The 18,311-nt window shown below is 63.1% G+C and carries 17 protein-coding genes; 10 read left to right on the plus strand and 7 right to left on the minus strand.

Annotated elements, in window-relative coordinates:
* Window positions 1-49 precede the first annotated feature (49 nt).
* Window positions 50-475 carry a hypothetical protein gene (locus tag ABIE32_RS13545; RefSeq protein ID WP_429016883.1) on the plus strand — a complete coding sequence of 142 codons (426 nt, stop codon included), beginning with the start codon at window positions 50-52 and terminating at the stop codon, window positions 473-475.
* Window positions 476-588: 113 nt separating this feature from the next.
* Here ABIE32_RS13545 and ABIE32_RS13550 read toward each other — a convergent pair whose 3' ends face one another.
* The 3 genes from ABIE32_RS13550 to ABIE32_RS13560 all read right to left on the minus strand — a co-directional run bounded on the left by ABIE32_RS13550 (window position 589) and on the right by ABIE32_RS13560 (window position 2,702).
* Window positions 589-1,125 (minus strand): hypothetical protein, encoded by a 537-nt coding sequence (locus ABIE32_RS13550; RefSeq protein ID WP_429016885.1) that lies wholly within the window; start codon window positions 1,123-1,125, stop codon window positions 589-591.
* A 66-nt stretch (window positions 1,126-1,191) separates the two neighbouring features.
* On the minus strand, window positions 1,192-1,758 hold the full coding sequence (locus ABIE32_RS13555; RefSeq protein WP_429016888.1) for an NUDIX hydrolase: 567 nt from the start codon (window positions 1,756-1,758) through the stop codon (window positions 1,192-1,194).
* Window positions 1,759-2,003: 245 nt separating this feature from the next.
* Window positions 2,004-2,702: a fumarylacetoacetate hydrolase family protein gene (locus ABIE32_RS13560; RefSeq protein ID WP_429016889.1), complete on the minus strand. Its 699-nt coding sequence runs from the start codon at window positions 2,700-2,702 to the stop codon at window positions 2,004-2,006.
* Between the two features lie 198 nt (window positions 2,703-2,900).
* On the opposite strand from ABIE32_RS13560, the gene maiA reads away from it, so the two are divergent.
* From maiA to ABIE32_RS13580, 4 genes are all read left to right on the plus strand, one after another.
* Window positions 2,901-3,572, plus strand: coding sequence for a maleylacetoacetate isomerase (gene maiA / locus ABIE32_RS13565; protein ID WP_429016892.1), 672 nt, complete (start codon window positions 2,901-2,903; stop codon window positions 3,570-3,572).
* Between the two features lie 14 nt (window positions 3,573-3,586).
* Complete coding sequence (locus ABIE32_RS13570) at window positions 3,587-4,486, plus strand: polyphenol oxidase family protein (protein WP_429016894.1); 900 nt, start codon at window positions 3,587-3,589, stop codon at window positions 4,484-4,486.
* A gap of 164 nt (window positions 4,487-4,650) precedes the next feature.
* A complete protein-coding gene (locus ABIE32_RS13575) occupies window positions 4,651-4,989 on the plus strand; it encodes a helix-turn-helix domain-containing protein (RefSeq protein ID WP_224152373.1) in 339 nt (112 codons plus the stop codon).
* A 19-nt stretch (window positions 4,990-5,008) separates the two neighbouring features.
* Window positions 5,009-6,322: a type II toxin-antitoxin system HipA family toxin gene (locus tag ABIE32_RS13580; protein ID WP_429016897.1), complete on the plus strand. Its 1,314-nt coding sequence runs from the start codon at window positions 5,009-5,011 to the stop codon at window positions 6,320-6,322.
* An 80-nt stretch (window positions 6,323-6,402) separates the two neighbouring features.
* Here the strand turns inward: ABIE32_RS13580 and ABIE32_RS13585 are convergent, their stop codons facing one another.
* Window positions 6,403-6,987, minus strand: a complete 585-nt coding sequence (locus ABIE32_RS13585; protein WP_429016899.1) for a peroxidase-related enzyme — start codon at window positions 6,985-6,987, stop codon at window positions 6,403-6,405.
* Between the two features lie 427 nt (window positions 6,988-7,414).
* Between ABIE32_RS13585 and efeU the strand changes: the two genes are divergently transcribed.
* The 4 genes from efeU to ABIE32_RS13605 all read left to right on the plus strand — a co-directional run bounded on the left by efeU (window position 7,415) and on the right by ABIE32_RS13605 (window position 12,516).
* Window positions 7,415-9,565, plus strand: coding sequence for an iron uptake transporter permease EfeU (efeU, locus tag ABIE32_RS13590; RefSeq protein ID WP_429016900.1), 2,151 nt, complete (start codon window positions 7,415-7,417; stop codon window positions 9,563-9,565).
* Between the two features lie 38 nt (window positions 9,566-9,603).
* Window positions 9,604-10,986: an iron uptake transporter deferrochelatase/peroxidase subunit gene (gene efeB, locus ABIE32_RS13595; protein ID WP_429016902.1), complete on the plus strand. Its 1,383-nt coding sequence runs from the start codon at window positions 9,604-9,606 to the stop codon at window positions 10,984-10,986.
* Window positions 10,987-11,087: 101 nt separating this feature from the next.
* Complete coding sequence (efeO, locus tag ABIE32_RS13600; RefSeq protein WP_224152378.1) at window positions 11,088-11,927, plus strand: iron uptake system protein EfeO; 840 nt, start codon at window positions 11,088-11,090, stop codon at window positions 11,925-11,927.
* Between the two features lie 97 nt (window positions 11,928-12,024).
* Window positions 12,025-12,516, plus strand: a complete 492-nt coding sequence (locus ABIE32_RS13605) for a DUF6882 domain-containing protein (RefSeq protein WP_429016905.1) — start codon at window positions 12,025-12,027, stop codon at window positions 12,514-12,516.
* An 88-nt stretch (window positions 12,517-12,604) separates the two neighbouring features.
* Here the strand turns inward: ABIE32_RS13605 and ABIE32_RS13610 are convergent, their stop codons facing one another.
* Window positions 12,605-14,242, minus strand: coding sequence for an ABC-F family ATP-binding cassette domain-containing protein (locus ABIE32_RS13610; RefSeq protein WP_429016907.1), 1,638 nt, complete (start codon window positions 14,240-14,242; stop codon window positions 12,605-12,607).
* A gap of 205 nt (window positions 14,243-14,447) precedes the next feature.
* Between ABIE32_RS13610 and ABIE32_RS13615 the strand changes: the two genes are divergently transcribed.
* Window positions 14,448-14,810: a VOC family protein gene (locus tag ABIE32_RS13615; protein ID WP_429016909.1), complete on the plus strand. Its 363-nt coding sequence runs from the start codon at window positions 14,448-14,450 to the stop codon at window positions 14,808-14,810.
* Window positions 14,811-14,895: 85 nt separating this feature from the next.
* Here the strand turns inward: ABIE32_RS13615 and katG are convergent, their stop codons facing one another.
* Together katG and rocF are read right to left on the minus strand one after the other, a co-directional pair.
* Entirely contained in the window at window positions 14,896-17,085 is a 2,190-nt protein-coding gene (katG, locus tag ABIE32_RS13620; RefSeq protein ID WP_429016910.1) for a catalase/peroxidase HPI, read from the minus strand.
* A 274-nt stretch (window positions 17,086-17,359) separates the two neighbouring features.
* Window positions 17,360-18,310: an arginase gene (rocF, locus tag ABIE32_RS13625; RefSeq protein ID WP_429016913.1), complete on the minus strand. Its 951-nt coding sequence runs from the start codon at window positions 18,308-18,310 to the stop codon at window positions 17,360-17,362.
* Between the last annotated feature and the right edge of the window lies 1 nt (window position 18,311).

The following is an 18,311-nucleotide window of genomic DNA, read 5'->3' on the forward strand; positions in this document are numbered from 1 at the left end:
CGATGCACAAAGTGCGCCAACTTCCCGCAATAGATCGCAAGGAGCGCAGATGAAACGGGTTCAACTTTTGGCAGCATGCGGGTTGCTCGCCGCAGCCTGCGTGCATGTACAGGTTTACGCGCAAGGCTCCCAGCCGGGCCTTCAGGACATGGAGGACTGCAGGCTTGCACAGCGCGATCTGGACACTGCGCGCAGCGCCATCGCCAGAAATGAGGCTGAAAAGCGCGATCAGGTGAATGCGGCCATTGCCAAGGCCAATGCGGCCTGTGGCTCCAGCACCGAGCGTTTGCAGCCGCCTGCAAAGGCCGTGCAGCCTAACGCGGCGCCCAATACGCCTACCACCATCACGAACTGCAATGCCAACTACTGCTATGACAGCCAGGGCGGTGTGTTCCGCAAGTCCAGCAATCCCAACATGTTGACCGGGCCCGATGGTCGCGTGTGCCATCGGTCGGGGAATGTGCTCAATTGCTGAAGACCTTTCAGGCAGAGGGATCTGGCCTGCCGGGCTGACACCGAAAACGTTGCGCCGCTGAGCAAGCGCGACAAAGTCAGTGGGCGAAGCCGGGCAATCATGGCGCCAGCAGCTTACTTCTTGGCCTTTTCCGGCGCCTTGTCTGCCGGTTTGGCGGCGGGCTGCTGGGCGGCGGCAAACAGCTTGCCCAGCATTTCGCGCAGCATGCCTGAGCTGCTTTTCTGCATCTGCTGGTTGATCTCGGCCTGCTTGCTTTGCATCAGCTGCGCATGCGGGGATTGGGGGCCCAGTTCCAGCAAGGATTTGAGCTGCGGCTCGCTGAAGGTCTGCGCATAGGCATTGGCCAGCTGCGCATCCCATTGCTTCTGGTATTGCGGCACCACTTGGCGGGCAGCGGCCATCAGCTGCTGCTGGGCCTGTTGCGCGCCCATCTTGTCGATCAGCGTCTGGTAATCGGGTGATTTGGCCGCCAACTGCAAGGCCACCTGGGGCAGGGTGTGGCCGAGCTTGTATTTTTCGACCATGGCCTGGGCCATGTCGACCAGCTTGGCGGCATGGCTGGCCGGCAGAACGCCTGCGTACAGGCCCACCAGTGCAAGGCCCGAGGCAGCAGTGCGGACAAATTGGCGGCGGGATGGAGAGAGAGACATGGACGGTGTTCCTTCGAAATTCTGATGCACGGTGTCTGGTGCGGGGTGGCTGACCTGCGGGTGCTGCTAGCGCATTTCCTTTGGCGGCTCCAGATCCACGGCGTGAAAGCCAAATGCGCCCCGCTTGCGGTCTTCAAAGTAGCGCTTCAAGGTCACCTTGACGGTGCGGAAGGCAATGTCGTCCCATGGAATTTCCGCTTCGGTGAACAGTCTCGCCTCCATCGTCTCCCAGCCAGGGTTGAATGCGCTGCTGTTGAGTTGTGCCAGGTAAAAGAGATGCACCTGGCCGACATGGGGCACGTTGATGACGGAAAACAGTGGCCCCAGGGTGATGTCTGCACCGGCTTCCTCATCGGTTTCTCGCGCAGCGCCTGCACCCGTGGTTTCACCCAGCTCCATGAAGCCTGCGGGCAGCGTCCAGTAGCCCTTGCGCGGCTCGATATTGCGCTTGCACAGCAACACCTGGTCGCCCAGGTAGGGCACCGTGCCGACCACGTTGAGCGGGTTTTCATAATGGATGACGCTGCAGGCAGGGCAGACGGCGCGGATCTTGGTGTCGCCATCATCGGGAATGCGGTGCTCTACCTTGGTGCCGCATTGGCGGCAGTAATCAACGGGGGCGCGAGATGTCATGGGCGCTATTGTGCGCTATTGGTGGGGCTGTGCAGCGGGTGGTTGCAAAATGGCGACCCCGGCTTGTTGGCTGCATGCAGCAGTTGCTTTTAAGAACGTGTTTACGATCTCCTCGCGCGGCTGCGTAGAGATCGTAAACACGTTCTGAGAGGGCATTTTGCCATTCCACTCTGATGCAGCCATGCGCCAATGCGGCCATGAAAAACGCCACCGCAGTGGGTGGCGTTCTTGGCGTGCGCTGGCAATTACACCAGTTGGATCTTGAGCGATGGCAGGCCGGCGACGCCGCCTTCGAGCACATCGCCCTTGACGACGGCGGCCACCCCTTCGGGGGTGCCGGTGAAGATCAGGTCGCCCGCCTGCAGCTCCCATGCCTGCGACAGCACTTCGATGGTTTCTGCAATGTTCCAGATCAGCTTGCTCACGTTGCTGCGCTGGCGCTCGGCGCCGTTGACCTGGAGCCAGATGTCGGCATTGTTCACGTCACCCGCCTGGGCTGCGGGCACCAGCGGGGCGATGGGCGCGCTGGCTTCAAAGGCCTTGCCGATCTCCCAGGGGCGGCCTTGCTTCTTCATCTCGCCCTGCAGATCGCGGCGGGTCATGTCCAGGCCCACGGCGTAGCCCCAGATGTGCTGGGCGGCGTCGGCAGCCGAGATGTTCTTGCCCCCCTTGCCAATGGCCACCACCAGCTCGATCTCGTGGTGCAGGTTGCTGGTGAGCGTGGGGTAGGGTACCTCGCCCGTGGTGCCTACGGCCACCGGCACGATGGCATCGGCGGGCTTCATGAAGAAGAAAGGCGCTTCACGGCCGGTAAACCCCATCTCCTTGGCGTGCTCTTCGTAATTGCGGCCCACGCAATAGATGCGGTGCACGGGAAACAGGTCGCTGCTGCCGTGCACGGGCACGCTGGCTTGCTGGGGCGCGGGAATGACGTAGTGGCTCATGCTGGTCTCGGTTGGCGGCGCACAGAGCACCGGCGCGTGGGTCAATGAATCGATGCAAAAATTATCGGGCAAAAAGGGTTGAAGGCCGTGTAAAGCCACGCCCTGGTTCGCGCGCTTCCTTGCAGTCACTGTCATGCACGCGACTGGCTGTTGGTTGTGTGCACAATCGCCCACCCGCCTGCGGTATGCTGTGCAGCCATGAAGCTGCACAACTATTTCCGCTCCTCTGCGTCCTACCGCGTGCGCATCGCACTCCATGCCAAAGGCCTGTCTTACGACTATGTGCCGGTGCATCTGGTCAAGGGCGAACACCGTGCCCCTGCCTTTGCCAGCCATATGGGCGATGCGTTGGTGCCCGCACTGGAAACCGAAGATGGCCAGTGGCTCAACCAGTCGCTTGCCATCATCGAATGGCTGGAGGAAACCTATCCCGATACCCCGACGCTCCTGCCTGGTAACGCGCTGGCGCGTGCCCGCATCCGTGCGCTGGCCTTGCAGGTGGCCTGTGAGATCCACCCCATCAACAACCTGCGCGTGCTGGGGTACCTGAAGAACACGCTGGGCCAGAGCGAAGAGGCGAAAAACGCCTGGTACCAGCACTGGTGCCGCGCCGGGCTGGAGGCCTTTGAGCGCCAGCTGGTGCTGCTGGCTGCCGAGCGCAAGGCGCAGGGCCTGCCGCCTTCCACCTTTTGCTGGGGCGATAGCCTGACCCTGGCCGACTGCGCGCTGGTGCCGCAGATCTTCAATGCCCAGCGTTTCAATGTCGATCTGCAAGGCCTGCCGCTCACCATGGCGGCTTACCAGACCGCCTTGGCAACGGACGCCGTGCAGAAGGCCCAGCCTTCGGCCTGCCCGGACGCGCAGGCGTGAGGGAGCCCGCCACGATGGATACTGCCTTTCCCCAGGACTGGATCATTCCCGACTGGCCTGCGCCTGCGCGGGTGCACGCCTTGTGCACCACCCGCAAGGGCGGGTTCAGCACGGGCCTCTTTGGCACCACCAATCTCAGCCTGAATGTGGGTGATGAGGCTGCGCATGTGCTACAGAATAGAGAGCTGCTTGCACAGGCCATGCAAGCACTTGAGGCCAAAAGATCATTGAATGGCGGCGCTGACAGCTCTTCCACTGTCGCTGCTGCATCACCGCCCAGCCAGCCGGTATTTGTGCGCCAGGTGCACGGTACCGATGTGAAATACATCGACCAGTGCGCCACCAGCGGCCAGGATGCCGATGCCAGCGTGAGCGACACGCCCGGCATGGGCTGCGCGGTGATGGCTGCAGACTGCCTGCCAGTGATCTTCTCGCACGCCAATCTGCCCGTGGTGGGCGCGGCGCATGCGGGGTGGCGAGGGCTCGTCGGCCAGGGCGGTGTCGGGGTGCTGGAAACCTGTTTTGCGGCGTACGCCCAACTGGTGCGCAAGCAACTGGGCCAGGATATGAGCCTGGCAGACATTGCCGCGCAGACACTCGCCTGGCTCGGCCCCTGCATCAGCCAGCCCGAGTTCGAGGTGGGCCCGGAAGTGCAGGCTGCCTTTGTGGAGCACGATGCCAGCGCTGCGGCCTTCTTTGCGGCTGGCAAGCCGGGCAAGTTCCAGGCGGATCTGAGCGCACTGGCCCGCCACCGTCTGCAGCGCCAGGGAATCACCCGGCTCTATGGCAACGACAGCAGCCCCGTCTGGTGCACGGTGCGCAACCCGGAGCGGTTCTTTTCGCACCGGCGCGATGGTGTGCCCGGTGTGCAGGGCGGCTCGGGCCGCTTTGCGGCTTGTGTCTGGGTGGCTTGAGGGCGCAGCGCTTCAAATGGCATAAAAGATATCTGTGGTGATCTTTTTTTGAAAAATGATCGCTATAAGTATCTTTTTTCCTTGCTTTCTTGTGCTGCTTGCATTGTTTGGCTGAAATGAATATTTTTATACTCATTTTCATGAAAAAGAGTATGATATGAAGCATGACTGATGCATTGATTGCTTCCTTGGCTGCCAGCCGCAAGGCCCAGAACATCACCCAGGCCCAGTTGGCCGAGCGCGCAGGCCTGTCCCGCATGGCCGTGCAGCGCACCGAAACCGGCGATGTGGACCCGCGCTATTCCACCGTGGCCGAGATGGCACGCGTGCTGGGTATGCAACTGGTGGCCGTGCCCGCTGATCTGGTGCCCGCGCTGCAGGCCTTCATCCAGTCCGGCGGTAAGTTTCTGGGCCAGCCGGCAGGGGCCGATGCGCCGCCTTCGGTGGTGGAGAGCATCGCCGCCGAGCCACGAGGCCCGGCCCACCAGGCAAAGGCGCGCTGACTGACGTCTGCATACTGCCATGTCCACCTCCATCCGCTACCTGCGCCTGTACATGCACCAGCCTGTGGCCATGGGTGGTGGGCGCCGCGCAATCGGCTACCTGTCGCAGTACGGTGATGTGCTGCGCGTCTCATTCGAAGCCGATTACATTGCCGATGCGCAGCGCCCCACCTTGTCACTGAGCTATCTGGGCGGCAACGAGGCCGACACGCGGGCCATCCTCTCGTCTGCCCGCGATGCACGCCTGGTGCGCACGGATGGACGCTGGCCCGTGTATTTTCAGAATCTGCTGCCCGAAGGCCACAACCGCGAACGCCTGGCTGCCGAGCGCGGCTGCTCGCCGGATGATGAGTTCGAGCTGCTGGCCGCTGCCGGCCACGATCTGATGGGCGCGCTGGAGGTGGAGCCCGTCCCGCAGGGCGAAGCCATTCCTGATGTGGTGCGGCACTGGCACACCACGCAGGGGCTCGATGTGCTGGAGCCTGGTTTTGTGGAGTTTCCGGTGGCGGATGCGGCATCGCTGCCCGGCATCGTCACCAAGTTCAGTGCCGTGCAGGACGGCCGCCGCTACACCGTGCACCGCAAGGGCGCGGCGGGCAGCGTCATCCTCAAGCTCCCCAGCACGGCGCATCCTGATCTGGTGGCCAACGAATACAGCTGCTACCGCCTGTGCCAGGCGCTGGGCTTGACCACGGCGGATGCGCAGGTCATCACCCGCGCCCAGGCCGACCTGCCCGGGCATGTGCCGTTTGACGAGATTCTGGCCGTGCAGCGCTTTGACCACCTGCCCGATGGCAGCCGTGTGCATATGGAAGAGTTCAACCAGGCACTGGGCTACGCGCCGCGCCATAAATATGGCAAGGGCCTGCAGCAGGACTGGCCCACCATGCTCCGTGTGCTCGACCGCCTGAGCCCCGAGCCCGTGACAGACACGCGCGAGTTTCTGGCGCGCACCATTGCAGCCATCCTGATGGGCAACACCGACGCGCACCTGAAGAACTGGGCGCTCATCTACCCCAATGGTCACCAGCCGCGCCTCGCACCCGTCTATGACTGCGTGTGCGTCGCCGCCTTCTTTCCGGGCTCGCCACCGCAGCAGTATGCGGTCAACAAGGCGATTGATGCCGCCATGCGCGCCCTGAGCTGGGACGATGTGGAGGCGCTGGTCAAAGCCGCCGGCCTGTTGCGCGCATCGCGCCATGTGGCACTGCTCAAGGACGTGGTGCGCCGGGCACATGACGACTGGCCAGCCTTGCTCGCCGATGCACCGCCTGGCATGCGCGAGGCCGTGGAGGAGCGCCTGCGCGGTGGTGTGAAGCTGGCCGAGGTCTGAGTCGGGCAAGGTGATGATGGTCGTGATGGCGGCAGGCTGCGTTTGCAGGCCTGTTCAGCCCTTTGCCCCCGCTTTTCGCCTCAGCCCTTTGCTCTTGGCACACGCCCCATCAGGTAGAACTCCTCATTGGGTTGCATGCCCGCAAAACTGGCCATGCGGTTCGAGAGGCCGAAAAACGCCGTGATCGCCGCAATGTCCCAGATATCCTCGTCATCAAAGCCGTGCGGGTGCAACGCTTCGAAATCGGCGTCGTTGATTTCCTGCGAACGGGTGCAGACCTTCATCGCAAAATCCAGCATGGCGCGCTGGCGGGGGCTGATATCGGCCTTGCGGTAGTTGACGGCCAGCTGGTCGGCCAGGAGGGGCGCCTTTTCATAGATGCGGACGAGCGCGCCATGGGCCACCACGCAGTACAGGCATTCGTTGTGCGCACTGGTCACCGTCACGATCATCTCGCGCTCGGCCTTGGACAGGCTGCTGTCCTCGCGCTCCATCAAGGCGTCGTGGTACGCAAAAAACGCACGCCACTCCGCAGGGCGGCGGGCAAAGGCCAGAAACACGTTGGGGATGAAGCCTGCCTTTTCCTGCACCTGCAGGATGCGATCCTGGATGTCCTGTGGCAGGGTGTTGAGATCGGGCAGGGGGTAGCGGGGTTTGGACGCCATGGCAAATCTCCTTAGAACGTGTTCCTGTTGTACTGAACCGCATCATAAGCTGCAGCAAGCTGCCGGGCTGTCCCGGTAATGCGGGTGGCGATATGTAATAAGTGCTCCATTTTTGATAGCTGACTGCGCTTTTGCGGCATGCGCTAGAGGTATGATTTGCATGTAACAACCCTGCTGGCTTCCTGTATGGCAGAGGCGGTTGCAGGGCGCGCGGTGTTTTGGTCGTAATATGTGCGCCAATTGCAGTGGCTGAGAATCATCCCGATTTGGAGCTGCAGGCGCAGGCCATCTCCGGATGGGCAAGGCTGTGTCAGCAGTCCCATAGCGAACAGGAAGCCGGCTGCACTGCACCATAGACCCTAGAAAGACATGGACCGCCGCCGCGCCACGGGTATGCCGGGCGCGGGGCCGATCCGCCATAACATTCATGCTGGTTCCGTTTTTGATCATGCTGCGCGAGGGCATCGAAGCCGCGCTGATCGTTGGCATCATTGCCAGTTTCCTTCGCCATACAGGCCGCGCCGCATTGATGCCTGCCGTCTGGGCCGGGGTTTTCTTTGCGCTGGGCCTGTCGCTGTTTGCAGGCGCCGGCCTGCAGTGGATGGCGGCAGAATTCCCGCAGAAGCAGCAGGAGCTGTTCGAGGCCGTGGTGGGCTTCATCGCCGTCGGCATGCTGACGGGCATGGTGTTCTGGATGCGCAAGGCCGCACGCTCCATCAAGAGCGAGTTGCAGGCCTCGGTCGACAAGGCGCTTTCTACGACAGGCAGCGCCAGTTGGGCACTGATCGGCATGGTGTTCCTCGCCGTGGCGCGCGAAGGGCTGGAATCCGTCTTCTTCCTGCTGGCCATCTTCCAGCAGAGCACGGGCTGGGGCGCGGCGGTGGGCGCGCTCGCCGGTATCGTGCTGTCCATCCTGTTGGGCGTGGGCCTGTACAAGGGTGGGGTGCGCATCAACATGCGCCAGTTCTTCCGTTACACCGGCGTGTTCATCCTGCTGGTGGCCGCAGGCCTGCTGGCTGGCGCCGTGCGCCGCCTGCATGAGGCAGGGGTGTGGAACCATCTGCAGCAGGTGGTGTTTGACAGCAGCGCGACTCTGCCGGAAGACAGCGCGCTGGGCGTGGTTCTGGGAGGCTTGCTGGGGTACATGCATGCCCCGGTACTGGGCGAGGTGCTGGCGTGGGCAGCGTATCTGGCGGTCACGTTGGTGGTGTTCTTCTGGCCGGTGCCAGTCGCACCCGCTACAAAAACAGAAACGCCTGTGCGCACCCCTCGCACGCCAGCGGCGGATGTGGCAATGCAAAGCGAGCCCGGCACAAGCGCCATGCAGCCTGCACCTCTGGGCGGCGTGGTACTGGGCAGTGTGCTCGTGCTGGTGTTGGGCGCGGCGGCTTTCTGGCAGGCGGCGGGCTCCTCACAATCTGCAGCCAGGCCGGGCGCCGACAACGCGGCGGCTGCAGGAGGTGCTACCGATGTGCCCCAGATCACCATTGAGATCAGCCAGGGTACGTGTACGCCCAATGCCGTGAGCGTGCCTGCGGGCAAGGTGCAGTTTCGCATCGTCAACAAGGGCGAGCGTGCGCTGGAGTGGGAGATTCTGGACGGTGTGATGGTGCTCGAAGAGCGCGAGAACATCCTGCCCGGCCTGTCGCAGACCCTGACGGCACGCCTTGCGCCTGGCCAGTACGAGATGACCTGCGGCTTGCTCAATGCACCGCGCGGCACCTTGACCGTCACGCCGTCGGAGGCCTTCAAGGCCGAAGCCGCCAAGCCGCCGGTGACGGCCTTCATCGGCGCGCTGGCCGAGTACCAGGTGTACCTGCTGACCGAGGTGGCCAGCCTGCAGGACATGTTGCAGGCCCTGCCGCAGCGCCTGCAGCCAGCTGGCGATGCGGATGCTGCGTCGCAGGCGCCCGCGGACGGCTATCCTGCCGATGCCCTGCAACTGGTGGCTCTGGCACGCGGCCAGTACCAGAAGCTGGTGCCGCTGGCTGCACAATTTGGCGACCTCAATGCCCGCATTGACGCACGCGCCGCTGATTTTGCACTGCGTGACAAGGACCCCGCCTTTGTCGGCCTGCACCGCATTGCAACCGGCCTGAAGGCGGGTGAAGGTGCCGAGCAACTGCTGCCACTCGTCACCAGCCTGCAACAGGATGTTGACCAACTGGCCCAACGCCTGGGCGATGCCTCCCTGCAACCGCAAAACCTCGCCACCAACAGCGCCAAGGCGCTGGAGCGTGCATCCACCTTGATTCCGGGTGAGGCGACCACGCCCGCGCAGGGCCGTTGGGCCCTGCAGTTTGTGCGCGGCAGCCTGGCTGCGGCGGACAAGACCCAGCAATTGCTGGCGCCCGTGCTGTCCAATGCCAACCCGGCACTGCTGCAGCAGTTGCAGACCAGCCTGGACAAGGTGCGCCAGTTGCTGGCGGACCAGGGCGTCTCCGCCGACGATGCGGAGGCCGCTGGCGTGCCCGGAGTGCTGCTGAACCCCGTGCAATGCCAGAATCTGGCGCAGGCGCTGTACCAGGCGTCACAGAGCATGGGCAAGATCAATATGGCCTTGGGCCTGCAGCCTTAAACTTTTACCGATAACACACGAAAAAATAAAGAGCCGCCATGTCTTTCTTCAAGAGTAGAAACGATTCTCAATCCAATGCCGAGCGTGCCACATCGGACACCTCGGCCAGCGCTGCCGAGGCGGCGCCTGCGGTCCCCAGCCGCCGCCGCTGGCTGGGCGAGGCTGCGGGCGTCGTCGGCGCAGGGGTCCTCGCGGGCGTGCCAGCGCGGCAGGCAGCAGCCCAGCCAGCGGCGAATGCGCCTGCGCATCCGCAGGTGGCCGATGCGCCGCACACCACCACCTCGCAGCAGCGCGTGCCTTTCCACGGCACGCACCAGGCTGGTATCGTCACGCCGCGCCCACTGGCGGGCATGGTGGCCAGTTTTGATGTGCTGGCCGATAACAAGGCCGATCTGGAGCGGCTCTTCAAGACCCTGACCGAGCGCATCCGCTTTCTCACCGAAGGGGGGGCGCAGCCTGTGGCCGATCCCAGGTTGCCGCCAGCGGGTTCGGGAATTCTCGGGCCCGTGGTGCAGCCCGATGCGCTGACCGTGACCGTTGCCGTGGGCCACAGCCTCTTTGAGGAGCGCTATGGTCTTCAAGGCCTCGCACCCAGGCGGTTGACGCCCATGCGCCAACACCCCAACGATGCGCTGGTGCCTGCGCTGTGCCATGGCGATCTGTCCATCCAGTTCTGCGCCAACACGCCAGACACCAATATTCATGCGTTGCGCGACATCATCAAGAACCTGCCGGATCTGCTGGTGATGCGGTGGAAGCAGGAAGGAACAGTGCCACCCATACCTGCTGCCGCCGGCAAGGCACCGGAGAGCGCACGCAATTTCCTCGGTTTTCGAGACGGCTCGGCCAACCCGGATTCGGACAGCGATGCGCTGATGCGCCGCATTGTCTGGGTGCAGGCCAGCAGCGACGAGCCAGCCTGGGCCGAAGGCGGCAGCTACCAGGTGGTGCGTATCATCCGCAATTTCGTCGAGCGCTGGGACCGCACGCCGCTGCAGGAGCAGGAAGCCATCATGGGCCGCGACAAGGACAGCGGCGCGCCGCTCGACGCGCGCAGCAAGACCGAGCATGATGTGCCCGATTACGCCGCCGACCCAGACGGCAACAAGACCCGCCTGGATGCGCACATCCGTCTCGCCAATCCCCGCGACCACGGCAGCGAGGCCAACCTCATCCTGCGCAGGCCATTCAACTACTCCAATGGGGTCACCAAATCAGGCCAGCTGGAGATGGGCCTGCTCTTCATCTGTTACCAGGCCGACCTGGACAAGGGCTTTGTCACCGTCCAGAAGCGGCTCGATGGGGAGCCGCTGGAGGAATACATCAAGCCCGTGGGTGGTGGCTTCTTCTATGTGCTGCCGGGCGTGCGCGATGCGCAGGACTGGCTCGGCCGCAGCCTCCTGGCTGCTGCGAAGGCATAGCTTTCGCTGTATTGGCTGATTTGAGGACTAAATCAGCGTTTTGCGTACACCAATAAAGCGCAAGATGCTATTGAATTGATAGTTTTAAAGGACAAGAAAACATGCTCGCACGTCGTCACTTCCTGCAAAGCCTGGCGCTCTTTGGCAGCGTATCGGCCGCGGCCATTCCCGCGTGGGCGGCCGACGGTGTCTCGGCCCTCGAGCTGGTCAAGCCGCTGGCCGAGTACAAGCTGTACGTCAACACCAATCTGCGCGAGCTCGTCAAAGGCGTGCAGGCATTCACTGACGCCGTCAAGGCAGGCAAGATCGAAGAAGCCAAGAAGCTCTACGCCCAGGTGCGCCGCCCCTATGAGCGCATCGAACCCATTGCCGAACTGTTTGCCGACCTGGACAAGAGCATCGACGCACGGGCTGACGACCACGAGCAGGGCGAAAAAAGCCCAGATTTCATCGGTTTTCACCGCATCGAATACGGCCTGTGGGTGGAAAAATCCACCAAGGGCCTCGCGCCCGTGGCCGACAGGTTGCTGGCCGATTGCAAGGAGCTGCAAAAACGTGTGACCACACTCACTTTCCCGCCAGAAAAAGTGGTGGGAGGTGCTGCGGTGCTGATCGAGGAGGTGGCTGCCACCAAAATATCGGGTGAGGAAGAGCGTTACAGCCACACCGATCTGGACGACTTCCAGGCCAACTTCGAAGGCGCGGACAAAATATTCGAGCTGCTGCGCCCGCTGGTCGAGAAAAAGGACAAGGCTTTCGCCGACAAGACGGCCGCCAACTTCAAGACCGTTTTCGATGTGCTGGCCAAATACCGCAAGCCCGATGGCAGCTTCGAGCTCTACACCAAGCTGAGTGAGCGCGACCGCAAGGTGCTGGCTGGCAAGGTCAACACGCTGGCCGAAGACCTCTCCAAGCTGCGCGGCATGCTCGGTTTGAACTGATGCACCGCGGATTGCTGGCTGTCCGTTGGCGTGCGGCGACCTCTGACTGGACGACAATAGCACCCATTGAAGCGCGATGGACAGCAACAGACAGCATATGAGTGAAGCAGAAAAAGACACCGACTGGGCCGCATGGAGCCGTGAGGCCGTCGAGATGATGGTGGCGCGCAATGCTGAATGGCCCAAGCAGTTCGGCCTGCAGGCAACCCCCAGCTTCCGCTGGGATCTGGACAGCGCCACCCTGGTGCTGCAGGGGCCCCTGCACGAGGTGGTCGCCACGGTCTGCCTCGTGGGCACCACCAGCGACAGCGAAGGCGGCTTTGTCTGGAGCTGGGCCAACGAGGCCATTCCGCGCCAACACGGCGAGGCCCTGGAAGGGGTGCACGATTTTGGCCGCGAACACCATCTGGCCTTGCTGACCACGGCGCGCATCCCCGGCGGCCGCCCCGAAGCCACCGAATGCCTGTGCATCGCAGCCCGCCTGCAGCGCGCCGTCGGTACCTTCATCGACAGGCAAGGGGATGTGACCTTGTACTTCACCATCCTGCATCTGCAGGTGGCGATGGATGCGGACCAACTACCCAACTGAGATCAGCGGGAGCCTCTCCAAGCCCGGCGGCGACCAACCAGGCCTCAATGCACCCAGTGAGGCCCAACCTTCCACACGAAAGAAGCATTCACAGATCCCGATCCTGCTGCGTATCGGCACTGCTGAGCCGCCAACCCTTACTGGTTGCTTCCAGTAGGTCGGTCAATTGGAGATTGTTCAGGAAAATCTGGTCGTGCGATGCCACAATCATCGCGCCCTGGTAGCCAGACAGCATGGTCTCCAGCGCCTGCAATGCGGGCAGGTCGAGGTGGTTGCTGGGCTCGTCCAGCAGCAGCAATTGTGGTGGTGTATCGGCATAGAGAATGCAGGCGAGTGCCGCCTTGAGGCGTTCGCCACCGCTGAGGACGCCGCTGGGCACCGTTACCCGGTCGGCGCCCAGGCCCAGTTGCGCCAGCCGCATCCGCAACTCGCTTTCGCTCAGGCGGTGGCTCACCTGCTGCAACTGCTCCAGCACCGGGCGGTGCACATCCAGCGTACCCAGCCGCTGGTCGAGATACGCCAGGCTTTCTGTCACCGTGCAAACCCCGGCTTGGTGCTGAATCCGGCCTGCAAGAACCTGGAGCAGGGTGGACTTGCCGCAGCCATTGGGCCCCTGCAGGCCGATGCGCTGCTGCCCGGTTACCAGCAGATCGATGTGCCGGGTGGCCGGGGCCACCAATGGCAGCGCTACGCCCTCCAGCGCAGCCACGTGGCGTTGGGAAACGCCGGTATGCGGGGGTGTTTGCAGGTGAATGTGCAGGTCGCCATCAACCTGGGCAGCGGCATCGCGCACACGCTGCGCAAGCTCGCGTTGCGTGGCCGCGTGCTGCCTGTGGAGCTTGCCGGTTGAGTGGTCGCTGCGCTCTTTCTGGCGGTCCAGCAGGATCTTGGCCTGGTTGGCCTGTTTGCCGCTTCGGGCTCCGCGCTGCAGCCTCTTTTCCTGGCGCTCGCGTTGTTCCCGCATGGATTGCTCCGTGCGCTTGCGCTCCAGCTTGGTGCGCTCGAGTTCTGCGTTTGCACTCTGCTGTTCCTGCGCCTTGGCCTGGGCATAGAACGGGTAGTTTCCGCCGTAGCTGCGCAAGCCCAGCGCAGACAGCTCGACAATCCGATCCATGGATTCCAGCAGCTGCCGGTCATGGCTGATGACGAGCAGGCCGCGTGGCCAATGCGCGAGCCACCCGGCCAATGCCGTGCGGCTGCCTTGGTCCAGATGGTTGCTGGGCTCGTCCAGGATCAGAAAGTCCGCACCAGAGAGCTGGGCGCCCACCAATGCCGCACGCATTGCTTCTCCGCCACTGAGCGCAAGGGCCGGCGTATCGGCTCGCAGGTGCGAGAGGCCTTGCAGTGCAAGCGCCTGGCGAAACTGCAGGGCCATGTCCCATTGGTTGCCCACCGCGTCGAAATCCGCCTGCGCGAAGCTGCCCGCCTCAATGCGCTGCAAGGCATCCAGCACCTTCCGCGCACCGGCAAGGTCGGCCACCGTGGTGGCCGCGTCCGGGCGAACCTGTTGTTCCAGGTAGTAGACGCTACCCGATCGCACGCAGCGACCGCTGGAGGGCTGCAACTGGCCTGCAAGCACGCGCGCCAGAATGGTCTTGCCGCAGCCATTGCGACCAACGAGGCCGGTGTGCCGTGTGTCAAAGATGTCGGTCAGGTCGGAGAAAAGCGCTTGACCGTTGGGGAGGACGTACGAAACGCCCTCCAGGGAGAGGTGAGAAATCGCCATGCCAATTCCAGAGATGCAAAGAACTCCCCGCGCTGTGAGGGCAGTGGAGGTTTGCCGTTGTGTGAACGGCTGCATCAATGGCGCATGGGACGGATACCTCTGGCGGTGTATGGTGAAGGCTGGATTATAGAAGTGACCGAAAACCCGCAAGGCCGGGCTGCCTGTATTCCACGGGTGGGGGGATGCACAGACAAAGGAGAAAGCCATGACTGCCAATCTCTACGGCGGTATCGATATTGCGATGAAAGTGCCATCGCACCAGTACGAGGCGACGATCGCGTTTTACCGCGACGTGGTGGGGCTTGCACCGATCAGCGAAAAAGCTCCGGCCATAGGCTTTGCGCTCGGCCCCAACAGGCTGTGGATCGATGAGGCGCCGCAGATGAGCCAGGCGGAAATCTGGCTGGAGCTGTTCACCGAGAGTTTTGAGGGTGCGGCTGCGCATCTGGCACGGGCCGGAGTGACCCGCTGCGATGCAATCGAGCCGCTGCCGGAGGGATTCAAGGGAGGCTGGATCACCAGCCCGGCCAACATCATCCATATGGTGCGCGAGCCCGGTACCTGGTGAGCTTGCGCGAAACAATAAAAAAACGCCCGATCGGGCGTTTTTTGAAGGCTGGCCGAAACGCAAGGCTTCGGCCGGGGCAGCGGAATCATTTCTTCAGGTCGAAACGGTCCAGTTCCATCACCTTGGTCCAGGCTGACACGAAGTCGCCAACGAACTTCTGCTGGTTGCCAGCTTCAGCATAGACTTCGGCAACGGCACGCAGGATGGCATTGCTGCCAAAGACCAGATCCACACGGGTGCCAGTCCACTTCTTGGCACCGCTCTTGCGGTCTACGCCTTCGTAGGTGCCGTCTTCCAGCGCCTTCCATTGGGTGCCCATGTCCAGCAGGTTGACGAAGAAGTCGTTCGTCAGCTTGCCGGGGGTGTGGGTCAGCACGCCATGCTGGCTGCCACCGGTGTTGATGTTGATGGCGCGCAGGCCACCGACGAGCACGGTCATTTCAGGGGCCGTCAGGTTCAGCAGCTGGGATTTGTCGATCAGCAGAGATTCAGCGGAAGCAGGAAGTGGGCCTTGCAGGTGGTTGCGGAAGCCATCTGCCTTGGGCTCCAGGTATTTGAAGGAGTCGGCATCGGTTTCCTCGGCGGTGGCGTCACCTCGGCCGGGGCTGAACGGTACCGTCACCTTGATGCCCGCATCGGCAGCCGCCTTTTCGACCCCTGCATTACCGGCGAGCACGATCAGGTCGGCCATGGAGACACGCTTGTCGCCGTCTGCCGTCTTGTTGAATTCGCGCTGAATGCCTTCCAGCACGGACAGTACCTTGGCCAGTTGTTCTGGCTGGTTGACCTGCCAGTCCTTCTGCGGCGCAAGGCGGATGCGCGCGCCATTGGCACCGCCGCGCATGTCGGAGCCGCGGTAGGTAGACGCCGAGGCCCAAGCGGTGCCCACCAGTTCCTGCACGGTCAGGCCCGATGCGAGCACCTGGGCCTTGAGGGCGGTCACATCATCGCTGTTGACCAGCGGGTGCTTGACGGCGGGAATCACGTCTTGCCAGATCAGGGTTTCCTTCGGCACTTCGGGGCCGAGGTAGCGGCTGACCGGGCCCATGTCGCGGTGGGTCAGCTTGAACCAGGCGCGGGCAAAGGCTTCGGCAAAGGCCTGGGGATTTTCCAGGAAGCGGCGCGAAATCTTTTCGTAGGCCGGGTCCATGCGCAGCGACAGGTCGGTCGTCAGCATGGTGGGTTTCTTGTTGGGGCCACCATGGGCGTCGGGGATGACATCGTCCGCATCCTTGGCCACCCACTGAATGGCGCCCGCAGGGCTCTTTTCCTGCACCCACTCGTACTTGAACAGGTTTTCGAAGAAGAAGTTGCTCCATTGTGCAGGGGTCTGCGTCCAGGTTACTTCCAGGCCCGAGGTGATGGCATCGCGCCCGGAGCCGGTGCCAAAGCTGCTTTGCCAGCCCAGGCCCTGTGCTTCGAGGTCGCAGCCTTCGGGTTCCTTGCCGACGTGGCTGGCAGGGCCCGCGCCGTGGGTCTTGCCGAAAGTATGGCCGCCAGCGATCAGGGCCACGGTTTCCTCGTCGTCCATGGCCATGCGGGCAAAGGTGTCGCGGATGTCGCGGGCTGCGGAAATGGGGTCGCCATTGCCGTCCGGACCTTCAGGGTTCACGTAGATCAATCCCATCTGCACGGCAGCCAGCGGGTTTTCCAGATCGCGCTCGCCGCTGTAGCGGCTGTTGGGGTTGTTGGTGGGAGCGAGCCATTCTTTCTCGGCGCCCCAGTACACGTCGTGGTCTGGTTCCCAGGTATCGACCCGGCCGCCAGCAAAGCCAAAGGTACGGAAACCCATGCTTTCCAGCGCCACGTTGCCGCACAGGATCATCAGATCGGCCCAGGAGATGCGGTTGCCGTATTTCTGTTTGATGGGCCACAGCAGGCGGCGCGATTTGTCGATGTTGACGTTGTCGGGCCAGCTGTTGAGTGGTGCAAAGCGCTGCTGTCCGCGGCCTCCGCCGCCACGGCCGTCCTGCACACGGTAGGTGCCGGCGGAGTGCCAGGCCATGCGGATGAACTGTGGGCCATAGTGGCCGAAGTCAGCGGGCCACCAGTCCTGGGAGTCGGTCATCAGTGCCCGCAGGTCGCGCTTGAGGCCTTCATAGTCGAGCTTGCCAAATTCCTTGGCGTAGTCGAAATCGGCGCCCATGGGGTTGCTTTTGCTGTTGTGCTGGCTGAGCAGATCCACACGCAGCGCAGTGGGCCACCAGTCTCTATTGGTTGTGCCGCTCTGGGTTTGCTGGGCGGTATGGAAGGGGCACTTGGATTCAGTCGTCATGGGGAGTTCTCCGGTTCAAACTTGCAGGACGCTGACGGCCTTGCGGCGACAGCAACGTGGCAATGGCGGGCAGGTGTTCCGTGCCATTGGTTGCTGTTGATTATGCGATTGCAGCTGCTTTTGGTGTGCGCTTTGCTGATTGAATATACCCAAGTGCACCATTAAGAAAATCAAGCGGTTGGGTTGTGCAAATAGGCGCCATGGATTCGCTTAGAGCCCAATGGAAACGGCCGCATTGCGGCCGATCAAAAGTGTTTGTGGAAAGCCTGGGAACCTATCTGCGCACGTCCTTGACGAGGGTGCTCTTGCCAAAGAGGCTCTGCACCAGATCGACCACCAGCTCGGCGGTCTGGTTGCGCAGGTCGAGCGCCGGATTGAGTTCGACGATATCGATCGAGCCCAGCAGGCCGGTGTCGGCAATCATCTCCATGCACAGCTGTGCTTCGCGGTAGTTGGGGCCGCCGCGTACCGTGGTGCCGGTGCCTGGGGCGATCTCGGGGTCGAGAAAGTCGACGTCGAAGCTCAGGTGCAGATGGGTGGTGGCCGGGTCGGCATTGCGCAGCGGCGCCAGCGCCCGCAGCATGGTTTCGCGCATGCCCAGCTCGTCGATGGCGCGCATGTCGAACACGTCGATGTTGTGGGTCTTGATGAGGTGCTTTTCCTGGTCGTCCACACTGCGCAGGCCGATCTGGCAGAGCGATTGCTCTCCCAGGGCGGGTGCAAAACCCGCCAGGTGGGTGAGCTCGCGCGGGCCCAGGCCGCTCAGGCACGCCACAGGAATGCCGTGGATGTTGCCGGAAGGCGATGTCTCGGGCGTGTTGAAATCGGCGTGGGCATCGAGCCACAGCACATACAGGCGCTTGCCTGTAGCCTTGCAGTGGCGCGCCACCGCACTGATGGAGCCCACCGCCAGGCTGTGGTCGCCGCCCAGCATCAGCGGCATGCGGCCTGCGGCCAGCTCAGCGTGCACGGCGTCGTGCACGGTCTGGTTCCAGGCCACGGCTTCTTCAAAGTTGCGCAGGTTGCCGTGGGCCGCATCGCGCGGGTGGCGGTGGTTGGCGGGCCCGGCCAGGTTGCCTACATCGCGTACTTCGCAGCCCAGCTCGGCCAGGGCAGGGCCCAGCTGCGCCACGCGCAGCGCGTCCGGCCCCATGGCGGCGCCCAGGCGTCCGGCGCCGATGTCGGTAGGAGCTCCTATCAAGCTGATGGCGGTAGAGTTGTGCATA

Origin of the sequence: Comamonas sp. 4034 (genome assembly GCF_050434545.1) — a bacterium.
GTDB lineage: Bacteria > Pseudomonadota > Gammaproteobacteria > Burkholderiales > Burkholderiaceae_C > Comamonas > Comamonas odontotermitis.